This is a genomic window from Microbulbifer pacificus (assembly GCF_002959965.1).
In the GTDB taxonomy this organism is placed as follows: domain Bacteria; phylum Pseudomonadota; class Gammaproteobacteria; order Pseudomonadales; family Cellvibrionaceae; genus Microbulbifer; species Microbulbifer pacificus_A.
The window spans coordinates 1728026-1740661 of the sequence record NZ_PREV01000026.1; the positions used below are offsets into that span (position 1 = coordinate 1728026).

The 12636-nt window shown below is 58.8% G+C and carries 10 protein-coding genes; 4 read left to right on the forward strand and 6 right to left on the reverse strand.

What is annotated here, in order from left to right; all coding sequences use genetic code 11:
* Nucleotides 1-33 precede the first annotated feature (33 nt).
* From mnmE to rpmH, 5 genes are all read right to left on the reverse strand, one after another.
* Nucleotides 34-1407 (reverse strand): tRNA uridine-5-carboxymethylaminomethyl(34) synthesis GTPase MnmE, encoded by a 1374-nt coding sequence (mnmE, locus tag C3938_RS07720; protein WP_105102586.1) that lies wholly within the window; start codon nt 1405-1407, stop codon nt 34-36.
* Between the two features lie 158 nt (nt 1408-1565).
* Nucleotides 1566-3230 carry a membrane protein insertase YidC gene (yidC, locus tag C3938_RS07725; protein ID WP_105102587.1) on the reverse strand — a complete coding sequence of 555 codons (1665 nt, stop codon included), beginning with the start codon at nt 3228-3230 and terminating at the stop codon, nt 1566-1568.
* Nucleotides 3231-3237: 7 nt separating this feature from the next.
* Complete coding sequence (gene yidD / locus C3938_RS07730; RefSeq protein WP_105102588.1) at nt 3238-3504, reverse strand: membrane protein insertion efficiency factor YidD; 267 nt, start codon at nt 3502-3504, stop codon at nt 3238-3240.
* Nucleotides 3501-4010, reverse strand: coding sequence for a ribonuclease P protein component (gene rnpA, locus C3938_RS07735; RefSeq protein ID WP_105102589.1), 510 nt, complete (start codon nt 4008-4010; stop codon nt 3501-3503). The genes yidD and rnpA overlap by 4 nt, the downstream gene beginning before the upstream one ends.
* 45 nt (nt 4011-4055) lie before the next feature.
* Entirely contained in the window at nt 4056-4190 is a 135-nt protein-coding gene (gene rpmH, locus C3938_RS07740; RefSeq protein ID WP_105102590.1) for a 50S ribosomal protein L34, read from the reverse strand.
* Nucleotides 4191-4898: 708 nt separating this feature from the next.
* Here rpmH and dnaA point away from each other — a divergent pair.
* From dnaA to gyrB, 4 genes are all read left to right on the forward strand, one after another.
* Complete coding sequence (gene dnaA / locus C3938_RS07745) at nt 4899-6593, forward strand: chromosomal replication initiator protein DnaA (RefSeq protein ID WP_105102591.1); 1695 nt, start codon at nt 4899-4901, stop codon at nt 6591-6593.
* 44 nt (nt 6594-6637) lie between these two features.
* On the forward strand, nt 6638-7747 hold the full coding sequence (gene dnaN / locus C3938_RS07750; protein ID WP_105102592.1) for a DNA polymerase III subunit beta: 1110 nt from the start codon (nt 6638-6640) through the stop codon (nt 7745-7747).
* A gap of 142 nt (nt 7748-7889) precedes the next feature.
* Entirely contained in the window at nt 7890-8996 is a 1107-nt protein-coding gene (gene recF, locus C3938_RS07755; RefSeq protein ID WP_105102593.1) for a DNA replication/repair protein RecF, read from the forward strand.
* A 133-nt stretch (nt 8997-9129) separates the two neighbouring features.
* Nucleotides 9130-11550 carry a DNA topoisomerase (ATP-hydrolyzing) subunit B gene (gene gyrB, locus C3938_RS07760; RefSeq protein ID WP_105102594.1) on the forward strand — a complete coding sequence of 807 codons (2421 nt, stop codon included), beginning with the start codon at nt 9130-9132 and terminating at the stop codon, nt 11548-11550.
* 173 nt (nt 11551-11723) lie between these two features.
* Here gyrB and C3938_RS07765 read toward each other — a convergent pair whose 3' ends face one another.
* The gene (locus tag C3938_RS07765) at nt 11724-12632 is read right to left on the reverse strand and encodes a LysR family transcriptional regulator (RefSeq protein WP_105102595.1); all 909 of its coding nucleotides are present in this window, start codon (nt 12630-12632) and stop codon (nt 11724-11726) included.
* Between the last annotated feature and the right edge of the window lie 4 nt (nt 12633-12636).

Consider the following 12636-nt stretch of genomic DNA (forward strand, 5'->3'; position numbering starts at 1 on the left):
AACGGGGCCCGTTTATATCTGTGGTTTCTCTCGTCATTTGCCGATACAGAAACTGCCGAAAATTTTGCCCAGCAGCTCGTCTGCCGTCATCGCCCCAGTGATTTCTCCCAGCGCCTGTTGAGCCTGGCGCAGATCCTCCGCCAGCAGTTCGCCGGCGCCGCTGGCGTGGAGCTGGGCTTCACCCTGAGTAATGAAAGCCCGTGCCCTGGCCAGTGCATCCAGGTGGCGGCGCCGTGCGCTGAAGGCACCCTCATTACCGGCCTGGTACCCCATACACTGTTTCAGGTGCTGCTGCAGCGCCTCGATGCCGGCGGAGGTTTTGGCGCTAATCGCCACTACCGGCACACCGTCGCTGTGGGCCTGCAATCCCGGGCTGTATTCGGTGAGATCGATCTTGTTGGCTACCAGTGTGAGTTTCTCGGGATCCGGCAACTGGCGGGTGAATTCCGGCCACGCGGCGTCGGGATCGAGGCTGTGCAGCTCTGCCGCGTCCACAACCAGCAAGACCCGGTCCGCCTTGCGGATTTCCTCCCAGGCTCGCTGCATCCCTATCTGCTCCACCTGATCGGGTGAATCGCGTAATCCGGCAGTGTCGGCAATGTGCAGTGGCATACCGTCAATATGGATATGTTCCCGCAGGACATCCCGCGTGGTGCCGGCGATGTCGGTGACGATTGCCGTGTCTTTGCCCGCCAGCGCATTCAGCAGGCTGGACTTGCCCGCGTTGGGCCTGCCGGCAATGGCCACCTGCATGCCTTCGCGCAGGATGGTTCCCTGGCGCGCTTGCGCCTCGACCTTGTCCAGTTGCGTCAACAGCGCCTCGATATCCGCCGCAACCTTGCCATCGGCGAGAAAATCGATTTCTTCTTCGGGAAAATCAATGGACGCTTCGACGTAGATACGGAGATTTGTCAGTTGTACGGATAATTCTTCGATTTTTTCGGAGAAAACGCCCTGCAGAGAACGCAATGCATTCTGTGCCGCCTGCGCACTTCCGGCGTCAATCAGGTCCGCAATGGCCTCAGCCTGGGCCAGATCCAGCTTGTCATTGAGAAATGCCCGCTCGGAAAACTCCCCTGGGCGCGCCTGCCGTGCCCCCATATTCAACAGTGCCGACAGCAGCGTATCCAGAATCACCGGGCCGCCGTGCCCCTGCAGCTCCACCACGTCTTCACCGGTAAACGAATTGGGGCCGGGAAAAAACAGCGCCAGCCCCTGATCCAGTAACCGGTCATCAAAAGTGAAATCGCAGTAGTGGGCAAAGCGCGGCTTGAACGCCTTGCCCGCCAGCCGCTCGCCGATCTCCCGCGCCTTGGGGCCTGAAAGCCGGATCACGCCGATGCCGCCGCGACCGGGTGGAGTGGCGACGGCGGCGATGGTGTCTTGGTTGAGGCTTTGCTGGGACATGTTCTGAGTGTATCCAAATGTCAGATAGACGAAGGGCCGCGAGATGCGGCCCTGACGGATTCGACGTACTGGTGGTTGATGCGAAGGCGAAGGGGCGGGTGGACGCGTTCAAAACCGCCCACCCGTGGCTTCACCGCCCGGCACCGGGGTCAAAGCAACTACTTGTCAGCCGCCTCAACCTGCCGGTTGATAAACCAGGTCTGGGCGATCGAGATCAGGTTGTTCGCAATCCAGTACAGTACCAGGCCAGCCGGGAACCACAGGAAGAAGAACGTCATCATGATCGGCATCAGCTGCATGATCTTGGCCTGGGTCGGATCCGTTGGCTGTGGGTTCAGCTTCTGCATGAACCACATGGTGACACCCATGAACACCGGCAGAATGAAGTAGGGATCCTTCACCGACAGGTCGTGGATCCAGAGAATCCACGGCGCATGGCGCAGTTCCACCGTCTCCATCAGCATCCAGTACAGGCCGATAAACACCGGCATCTGCAGCAGCAGCGGCAGACAGCCGCCCACCGGATTGATCTTCTCCCGGCGGTACAGTTTCATCGTCTCTTCCGCCAGTTTCTGGCGGTTGTCCTTGTACTGCTCCTGCAGCTTCTTCATCTGAGGCGCGAACTTGCGCATACGCGCCATGGAACGCAGACCGGCGGCGGACAGAGGGTACAGCAGTGCCTTGATGAACACCGTCAGCAGAATGATGGACCAGCCCCAGTTATCGACGACGTGCTCGTGAATCCAGTTCAGCACTCGGAACATCGGCTTTGCCAGCCACCACAGCCAGCCGTAATCCACCGTCAGGTCCAGATAGGGGGAAATTTTCTCCAGAGTGAACACGTCTTTCGGCCCTACATAGAAAGACGCTTCAACCGTACCCTGCTGGCCGGGCTCCACGCGCAGCTGCGGGCTGGTAAAGCCCATACTGTACAGGCCGTTGCCGATTGGGCGCAGGTTGAACGTATTGCGCTCTTCCTGGTTGGGTACCCAGGCGCTCAGGAAATAGTGCTGCACCATGGCCACCCAGCCGCCCTGAATCGTCTCGGTGGTGGGTTTCTTGGCAATGTCTTCAAAGTCCTGCTTGAAGTAGTTTTCGTCACTGGTGTGCAACGCGGCACCGAGGAAGGGGGAAACACCGATGCCCACATCCACCGGCGGCTCCAGGCTGTCGCGTACGATCTCGCCACAGATACCTGCCAGCAGCGGTTTGTCACGACCGTTGTCGACCAGGTAGGAAACCTTGATCAGATAGTTGCCGCGGGTGAAGGTGAAGCGCTTGGTAAAACCGATACCGCCCTGAGATTGCTTCAGGTCCACGGTCAGCGTGTCTTTGCCTTCCTGCAGCGCGTATTCGCTGGCGTCGCTGGAAAAGAGCGGGCGGCCGGCGGAACAGTTGCCCTGGCCACCGACCAGACCGCTTTTGGAAATATAGGTATGGCTGCGTGTCTGGTTCAGCAGAATCAGCGGGCGATCCGGTGTGTGCAGTTTTTCGTAGTACTTGCGCAGCGCGACCTTGACGATATCACCGCCGTTGGGGTCGATCAGCAGGCTGAGGGTGTCGGTGTTGACGGTGATCAGTTTCGGCTGAGTGCTGCTGCCCACTTCCGGTACCGCGCCGTCTTCTGGAAGATTGCCGCTGCCGTTGTCGCTACTGGCACCGGACTGGCTCGGCAGTGCAGTGGTGTCACTCGCCTGGTGGTGGACCACGGTTTTCTGGTCCAGAGCCGGCGCGTGCTGCTCCTTGAATGCATTCCACTGGTAAACCAGCGCGAGGAGGACTGCGGCGATGCCGCCGACCAGCGTGTAGCGTTGCCAATCCATTATGTTGTTAGCCTTGTTGCGGCGGCTTTGACTCTGCCGCCGAAGTTTTTGATGGGTGTGCGGCGGGGGGGACGTAGTCCAGGCCGCCCGGATGCCAGGGGTGGCATTTTATAAGGCGGAGCAGGGTTAAATAACCCCCTTTGCAGAATCCGTGGGTTTCAAATGCCTGCTCAGAATAATGGGAGCAGGTTGGATAGAAGCGGCACTGGTTGCCGACCCAGGGGCTGGCGACAAGCCGGTAGAAATGAATCAGACGGATTGCCAGCCAGCTCATGAGCGGCTCCCGGAATCCGTAGTGGGCTTCTGTGCCGGAAGCGGAGCCGGATGATTGCCCGTCTTCTTGCCTGCCGGGGCCTTGCGCCCGCGACCTCGCTGCACGCGCGGCGGTTGCGGGTCCTTTTCCGGCTGCGGATTGCGCGCGCGCTGATCCAGTCGGCGCCACAGCTTATTGAATATTTTTGCCAGCGCGTCCTTGTCCAGCTCGCCGGCCCCGGCGCGCGCCAGCACTACCGCATCCAGCGCAAATAACTGGTGTTGCTGCAGGCGGAACGTTTCGCGGGCAATGCGTTTGATGCGATTGCGGTCGGTGGCGTTGCGGACGTGTTTTTTGGCAATGACGAGGCCCAGCCGCGGATGGCCGAGTTCGTTGGGGCGGGCGAGAATCAGGAATTGGGGCTGCGCCGCACGGACGGGCGCGGAATCAAAAACGGCGCGATACTGCGCCGCATTGAGCAGCCGCAGCGGCTTGGCAAACCCGAAGTCGCTGCGTGGGCACTGCATGATGATTCAGATGCGATCTGTAAGGTTGCTCGCGAAGCGGCAAACTCAGGCGCACAGAACCTTGCGGCCTTTGGCGCGGCGACGAGCCAGTACCTTGCGACCATTCTTGGTGGCCATACGGGCACGGAAGCCGTGGGTGCGCTTGCGCTTCAGATTGCTGGGCTGAAATGTACGTTTCATGTTGTTACTACCTGGAGTTATGTCCGGGAGTCAGGTCCTGGAGGTTTTAAAATCTGGGCCGCTTACGGCTTTCGCGGCTGCTCGAGCGCAACTGCTACAAACCCTCGTCGCGGCGTGCCTCCGGAATTTGCCTGGCATTCTGAGAATTGCCCGGTATCCAGGAAGCAGACTTCGAAGCGGGCTATGCGCTGCGAAGGCGGCGGATTGTATAGAAAGAAACCAGCCAAAGCAATGCACCAGCCCGATTCCAGCAAGGGAAAATTCAGGTTTTCCGTATCTATATATATGAGAGCCGGAGGCGCTTCCTTGTATAGGAGGTTGTAGGCTACTTGAGGGCAGTATGGAACCCGTCCACGCAAGCCGTTGTATTGTCTCGGTTATTTAGGAGAGTGCACTATTTGACCCCAAGATATTCACAGATTGTCTGTGGATAACATTCTGGCCACTCTCGCTCTCGCCGCTCAATTTCTATTCAAACCTTTGATATTACTGGGCTTTTTCCAGCGTGCTCGCTGTGTATTTTCAGATTATTTGTGGATAACCCAGAGGGCAACCGATATACTGTCCGCCTTCTTTTGAGGTGCTGCCCGCGGGCTTTTCTGGGGTTTGCTCAGGGGCCGGAAAGCGTGTTCTTGGGGGCCGCTTTTCGACCTTGCTCGTCGTCAATCCGGGCGCAGTTGCACCTCTATCCGTCTTTTGGGGGGTTCCTTGTCTGATTCCGTTTGGAAGCAGTGCGCTGCTTGTTTGCAGGATGAGCTGCCACCGCAGCAGTTCAGTACCTGGATTCGGCCGCTGCGTATCAGTGACGACAGTTCCGAGGGTGAGCTGCGTCTGGTGGCGCCCAACCGCTTTGTCCTGAACTGGGTGAGTGACAAGTTTCTCGATCGTATCCGCGAGCTGGCACAACAGTTTTCCGGTCGCTCTCTGTTGGTAGAGGTGGTGGCTCTCGATCGACGTACCTCGCGGTTTCGCCGCAGTTTCTCCAGTGAAAGCGCGCCAGCGCAACCGGCCTATTCTTCGGCCCGGGGCTATGCGGCACCATCGCCAGGCCCGGCGAGCGTGGACACCGTCGCGACGCCTTTTGGCGGAGCCGGAGCGAACGGCGGTAACGTGTATCGCGATAGCGCCAGAAACGTCCCTACGAATGGGTTTCCCGCTTCCAGGGTGGATTCCGCGCCATCCCCTGTGCACCAGCCTGTTGCGCGCAGTGCGCGTATGTCATCCGAGGTGCATAGCAATATCGCCGCGGAGGAGGCCGGGGTTGAGGCGCTGACGGCAGCGGAACGGCTCCCGGCGGATCTGCACACGGGCGGCGATCTGGTGGTCCCGTCACAACCGGTAGGCGGTCAGCGCAAGGTTGAAGTTGAGGGCGCCATCAAACACGGCAGTTCGCTCAACCGCGGCTTTACCTTTGCCTCGTTTGTGGAAGGGAAATCCAACCAGCTTGGTCTGGCGGCGGCGCAACAGATCGCAGACAACCCCGGCGGCGCCTACAACCCGCTGTTTATCTATGGTGGTGTGGGCCTCGGCAAAACGCATCTTATGCACGCGGTGGGCAACGCGCTGGTGGATCGCAACCCCAACGCCAAAGTGGTGTATCTGCACTCCGAGCGCTTTGTGGCCGATATGGTGAAGGCGTTGCAGTTGAATGCCATCAGCGACTTCAAGCGCTATTACCGCTCGGTGGATGCGCTGTTGATCGACGATATCCAGTTTTTTGCCGGCAAGGAGCGCTCCCAGGAAGAATTCTTCCACACCTTCAACGCACTGTTGGAAGGTGGCCAGCAGATTATTCTCACCTGTGATCGCTATCCGAAGGAGATCGACGGCCTCGAAGAGCGCCTCAAGTCCCGCTTTGGCTGGGGCCTCACGGTCGCGGTGGAACCGCCCGAGCTGGAAACCCGCGTCGCCATTCTTATGAAAAAGGCGGAACAGGTGGGTGTGGACCTGCCGCACGATTCCGCGTTCTTTATCGCCCAGCGTATCCGCTCCAATGTGCGTGAACTCGAGGGCGCATTGCGCCGGGTTATCGCCAACGCCCAGTTCACCGGTCGCGCCATCGACGATATTCTGGTGCGCGAGGCGCTGAAGGATCTGCTGGCGCTGCAGGACCGCCTGGTGAGCATCGACAATATCCAGCGGGTGGTGGCGGAGTACTACAAGATCAAGGTGGCGGACCTGCTCTCCAAGCGGCGCAGTCGCTCTGTTGCGCGGCCGCGACAGGTGGCGATGGCCTTGGCGAAAGAGCTGACCAATCACAGCTTGCCAGAGATCGGCGATGCGTTTGGCGGGCGGGATCACACCACGGTGCTGCACGCCTGCCGCAAGATCCGCGAGCTGCAGGAGTCCGATGGTGATATCCGTGAGGATGTACGCCTGCTGACCCGCTCCCTGACGACCTGATTTGCGAAAACCAGAACAACGAAATTGAGATCAAGGCAATAAATATGAAATTCAGTGTAAGCCGCGATGCCCTGTTAAAACCGCTGCAACTGGTTGCCGGTGTGGTGGAGAAGCGCCAGACTCTGCCGGTATTGGCCAACGTTCTGCTGCAACTGCAGGGGCAGGAGTTGTCGCTCACCGGTACCGATCTCGAGGTGGAGATCGTCGGCCGCCTGCAACTGGACCAGCCCGCCGAAATGGAGGGTGAAGTGACGGTTCCTGCGCGCAAGCTGTTGGATATCTGTCGCTCACTGCCCGACGGGGCGGAACTCAAGTTCGAGCGCGATGCAGAGCGCCTGGTACTGCGCAGCGGTCGCAGTCGCTTCCAGCTTTCCACTCTGCCCGCGAGTGACTTCCCCAACCAGGAAGAGACCTCCGCCCAGAGCCGCTTCAGCATTTCGCAGCGAGAAATCCGCCGTCTGATCGAAGCCACCAGCTTCGCCATGGCGCAACAGGATGTGCGCTACTACCTGAACGGCCTGCTGCTGGAGTGCCGCCCGCAACAGTTGCGCGCCGTGGCCACCGACGGTCACCGTCTGGCGCTGTGTGACCGCGATGCCCCGGGGCTGAACGTGGAAGCTCCGGTGCAGGCTATCGTTCCGCGCAAGGGGGTGCTGGAGCTCGCGCGCCTGCTGGAGGATACCGATGCCAGTGCCGAAGTGGTGCTTGGCAACAACCACATCCGTGTACACAGCGGCCCATTTACCTTCACCTCGAAGCTGGTAGACGGCAAATTTCCCGACTACGAGCGCGTGCTGCCGCGCAGTACCGGCAATGAGGTATTCGCCGATCGCCTGATGCTGCGCCAGGCTTTCCAGCGCGCTGCCATTCTCTCCAATGAAAAGTACCGCGGTGTACGGCTGCAGCTGTCCGAGGGGTTGTTGCAGATTGTGGCCAACAACCCGGAGCAGGAAGAGGCCGAAGAGCAGTTGATGGTGGATTACCACGGTGATCCGCTGGAGATAGGGTTTAACGTTGGCTACCTGTTGGACGTAACCGGTGCCATCCACAGTGAGCAGATCCGTATCGGCCTCGGCGATGCCAACAGCAGTGCGCTGTTACAACAGCCGGAAGAAGGCGATTCGTTGTACGTGATCATGCCCATGCGGCTCTGATTTTCCTGATTGGATCGGGTTCTACGGGAAATAGCGTATTGAGTCAGCTCCATCGTCCCGGACACTTTCTGAAAACCGCCAACTCCGAGAGTTGGCGGTTTTTTCGTATTTGTCGCCGCCGCTATTTTGCAGGAGGTTGCCCTTGTCCTCACTGAATCGGCTGGTTCTGAGTCATTTCCGCAACATTGTGTCCTCGGATTTGCAGTTGGCGCCGGCGGTGAACCTCTTTTGTGGTGCCAATGGCAGCGGCAAAACCTCTCTGTTAGAAGCGGCGCATATGCTCGCCAGTGGCCGTTCTTTCCGTTCTCGCCAGAGTCAGACGGTCATACGTTACGACGCTGATTCTCTGGCGGTATTCGGGCGTCTCGCCAGTGGTGTCACCCTTGGGGTGGAGAAGCGACGAGACGGTCATGGGCGTATTCGTATCAACCAGACTGCGGCGGAGAGCAGTTCCCAACTGGCTGCCTGTCTGCCACTACAGGTAATAAATAGCGAGAGCTTTTCCGCGCTTGATGGCGGTCCCGGGGTCCGTCGGCAGTTGCTGGACTGGACAGTGTTCCACGTGGAACATTCCTTCGCACAGCACTGGAAGGTGTATCAATCGGCGTTGAAGCAGCGCAATGCACTGCTTCGACGTGGTAAAATCGAGTCCAATTTGCTTGCTCCCTGGGAGCAACACCTGATACAGAGCGGCGAGAGAGTCGATGCGCTTCGCCGGAGTGTATTTGAACGGTTGTATGTCCTGTTTCGCGCGCGTCTTCGGGATCTTCCCGCTGATGTATTTGAATCGCTCGAACTGCACTACCGCAGCGGCTGGAAGAAGGACACGACATTGGCGAATGCGTTGCGAGATGCTCTGGAAGGGGATCTGGCGCAGGGTTTCAGCCGGGTAGGTCCTCACCGGGCTGATCTCCGCTTTACCATCCAGGGGCAACCCGCTCACGCCGTCTTGTCTCGGGGCCAGCAAAAAATGGCGGTATGCGCTCTGCGAACAGCGATGGCGGCAGCGGTTTCCGGGGCGGAGAAACCGGTGTTTCTGGTGGACGATTTGCCCTCGGAGCTGGATGAAGAAAATCAGCTGCGCTTCGCGCGCTGGGTAAGTGATTGTGCCAGTCAGGTCCTGGTTACTGGCATCGAAGATCAGGTGACTGCGCGTCCCTGGTTGGCACTGCCGAAACCGTGGTGTGAGCCGAAAATGTTCCACGTGGAACATGGTGTGGTGACCCCCGCGGTTCAGGACCCGAAATAGCGATATGTTTTACGGCCGGTGTGCGCCTTGTGTGGCCGGGCCTCTCGGGCGGATGAGGCCGAGAAGTGTGTACATGGATAAAAGTTTGAATATGAAAGGCCAGGCTCAGTGCCGGCGTTAATGGAGCAACAGAATGTCGCAAGAGAATAACTACGATTCCAGTAGCATCAAGGTACTCAAGGGCCTGGATGCGGTGCGTAAGCGCCCGGGAATGTATATCGGCGATACCGATGACGGCACTGGCCTTCACCACATGGTGTTTGAGGTGGTGGACAACTCGATCGACGAAGCGCTCGCCGGTCACTGCGACGAAATCCGCGTGATCATCCACCCGGATGAGTCCGTTAGTGTTGCCGATAACGGTCGCGGCATTCCCACGGAAATACACCCGGAAGAGGGTATCTCTGCGGCGGAAGTGATCATGACCGTACTCCACGCCGGTGGTAAGTTCGACGACAACACCTATAAGGTGTCCGGTGGCCTCCACGGCGTGGGTGTGTCTGTAGTAAACGCCCTGTCGGAAGAGCTCAAGCTGACCATCCGCCGCGGCGGCAAGATTCACGAGCAGATATACCGCCACGGCGTGCCGGACGAGCCTCTGAAAGTCATCGGCGACACGGAAGCCACTGGCACCACCGTGCACTTCAAACCTTCTCCGGCCACCTTCAGCAACATCGAGTTCCACTTTGAACAGCTGGCCAAGCGCCTGCGCGAGCTGTCGTTCCTCAATTCCGGGGTACGTATCGTGCTGAAAGACGAGCGCAGCGGTAAGGAAGAAGTGTACGAGTACGAGGGCGGCCTGCGCGCCTTTGTCGAGTTCCTGAATCAGAACAAAACGCCGATCAACAAGGTACTGCACTTCCAGAATCAGCGCGAAGATGGCATTTCCGTGGAGGTGGCGCTGCAGTGGAACGATTCCTTCCAGGAAAACATCTACTGTTACACCAACAACATTCCTCAGCGCGACGGCGGCACGCACCTGGCGGGCTTTCGCGCGGCGCTGACCCGCGGCCTCAATACCTATATCGAGAAGGAAGGGGTGGGTAAGAAGGACAAGGTCAGTACCACCGGTGACGATGCCCGCGAGGGACTGACTGCAATCATCTCGGTAAAGGTCCCGGACCCAAAGTTCTCCTCCCAGACCAAAGACAAACTGGTGTCCTCGGAAGTTAAACCGGCGGTAGAGCAGGAGATGGGGCAATCCTTTAACGACTATCTGCTGGAAAACCCGCAGGACGCCAAGGCTGTGGTGGGCAAGATGATCGACGCCGCACGCGCGCGTGAAGCGGCGCGCAAGGCGCGGGAAATGACCCGCCGCAAGGGTGCCCTGGATATCGCCGGTCTGCCCGGCAAACTGGCGGACTGTCAGCAGAAAGATCCGGCGCTGTCTGAACTCTACCTGGTGGAGGGTGACTCCGCCGGTGGCTCCGCCAAACAGGGCCGCGACCGCCGCACCCAGGCGATTCTGCCACTGAAGGGTAAGATCCTGAACGTGGAGAAGGCGCGTTTTGACAAGATGCTGTCCAGTGCCGAAGTGGGGACCCTGATCACCGCACTGGGTTGCGGCATCGGCAAGAGCGAGTTCAATCCGGACAAGCTGCGCTATCACTCCATCATCATCATGACCGACGCCGACGTGGATGGTGCGCACATCCGCACCCTGCTACTCACCTTCTTCTTCCGCCAGATGCCGGAGCTGATCGAGCGTGGGCATATCTACATTGCCCAGCCGCCGCTGTACAAGATTGGCAAGGGCAAGCAGGAGCAGTACCTGAAGGATGAGGCGGCGCTGACCCAGTTCCTGACCAACGCCGCCCTCGAGAGCGCGACCCTGTACGTAAACCCTGAGGCCCCGGGCCTGTCCGGCACGGCACTGGAGTCTCTGGTGAAGGAATACCGCTCGGTAATGGCCACCATCGACCGCCTTTCGCGCCTGTATCCACAGGAGGTGCTGAAGGCCATGGTGTATCTACCGAGCCTGAAATCCGACGCCCTGCAGTCCCGTGAATCCATGGATCAGTGGGTTACACAGATGCAGAATGAACTGGAGCAGGCGGGAGAGGGCGGTGGTCGCCGCCACCAGGTATCGGTATCCCACGACAGCGAGCGCAATCTGCATCTGCCCACCGTGGACATCGTCGCCCACGGTGTTAGCAGCCGATATACCATCAGCCATGAGTTCTTTGATTCTGCGGAATACCGCGCCATATGCCAGCTGGGCGAAAAGCTTCAGGGGCTGTTGGAGGAGGGAGCCTTCATTCAGCGCGGCGACAAACAGCAACCGGTTAGCAGCTTCCCGGACGCATTGGTGTGGCTGATGAACGAGAGCCGCCGCGGCTACAGTATTCAGCGCTACAAAGGTCTGGGAGAAATGAACCCGGAGCAGCTGTGGGACACGACCATGAACCCGGAAACCCGGCGTATGCTGCAGGTGACCGTAGAGGACGCCATTGCCGCGGACCAGATCTTCACCACCCTGATGGGCGATCAAGTGGAGCCTCGCCGTGAGTTCATCGAGAGCAATGCTCTGGCGGTAGAAAACCTGGACGTGTAAGTCGTCATACAAATTGCAGCGGGACAAATGCGTTCGCGCGCGAGTCCCGCATGCGTACTTCCTCCATTGAAACTGAAGCAATGAAGGCTGTCGCTAAACGACACTAATTAATACGTCATCTAAACGGCTAGAAACCAGTGCGTATGTTTGTAACTGGCCAATCATGAGAGCGTTTAGTCTTCCTCGAAAGACTCATAAAACTCAACCAGGGCATCTATCAGCGCACGCACGGAAGGTAATAGCCCCCTTCTCGACGGAAATACTACATGGATGATATCTCGGTGTAGCGACCAATCTGGCAGTAATCGCACCAGCGAGCCACTTCGTAACTGCTCTTCCACCACAAGAATAGGTAGCTGAACCAACCCAACTCCGGCTATAGCCGCTTGGCGCAGCGCAATCATGTCGGTGGTTACGTAGCGCGGCGTGTGGAATATCGTGGATTGAGAATCGCCCTCCCCGCGAAGGGTCCAACTGTACCCCGTCTGCGGGGCACCCCCGATGGCCAGACTTGGCCAGCCCTCAAGATCCGCGGGAACTCGCGGACATCCAAATTTTTTCAATAGCGTCGGGCTGGCAACGAGACAAAGCCCTCTATCAGACAGTACACGCAATACGAGATCACTGTCTTCTAGGGGGGGCGGGCGGACACGAATTGCAACGTCAATACCCTCACTTAACAGATCTACCCGCCTATTGGTTGCTTCAAGATGAACTGTTATGCGTGGGTAGCGCGCGAGAAATCCCGCGAGCATATCTCCAATATGCGCATTCAGAAGCGCGATCGGGCAAGTCATCCTTATAACCCCCGCGGGCTCCGCCTGGACGGAATCTATTGCCTCCTGTGCGGCATTGGCTTCAATCAGCATAGCTTTGCAGTGCTGATAGTAGGTCTGCCCAATGTCGGTAACCGAACAGTGACGAGCGCTGCGCTGCAGCAGGCGTACGCCTAGACGCTCTTCCAATGCGGCTATACGCCTGCTGAGTTTCGACTTTGGAATTCCCAAAGCGCGTCCCGCCGGGGCAAAGCCCCCGTGTTCCACGGCTTGCACAAAGTAGTAGAGATCGTTCAGGTCTTGCATAAGT

Excerpts from the sequence above, each read along its gene's own strand:
- rpmH (WP_105102590.1), bottom strand. The coding sequence starts at position 4,190 with ATGAAACGTACATTTCAGCCCAGCAATCTGAAGCGCAAGCGCACCCAC.
- rnpA (WP_105102589.1), bottom strand. The coding sequence starts at position 4,010 with ATGCAGTGCCCACGCAGCGACTTCGGGTTTGCCAAGCCGCTGCGGCTG.
- yidC (WP_105102587.1), bottom strand. The coding sequence starts at position 3,230 with ATGGATTGGCAACGCTACACGCTGGTCGGCGGCATCGCCGCAGTCCTC.
- yidD (WP_105102588.1), bottom strand. The coding sequence starts at position 3,504 with ATGAGCTGGCTGGCAATCCGTCTGATTCATTTCTACCGGCTTGTCGCC.
- gyrB (WP_105102594.1), top strand. The coding sequence starts at position 9,130 with ATGTCGCAAGAGAATAACTACGATTCCAGTAGCATCAAGGTACTCAAG.
- dnaN (WP_105102592.1), top strand. The coding sequence starts at position 6,638 with ATGAAATTCAGTGTAAGCCGCGATGCCCTGTTAAAACCGCTGCAACTG.
- mnmE (WP_105102586.1), bottom strand. The coding sequence starts at position 1,407 with ATGTCCCAGCAAAGCCTCAACCAAGACACCATCGCCGCCGTCGCCACT.
- C3938_RS07765 (WP_105102595.1), bottom strand. The coding sequence starts at position 12,632 with ATGCAAGACCTGAACGATCTCTACTACTTTGTGCAAGCCGTGGAACAC.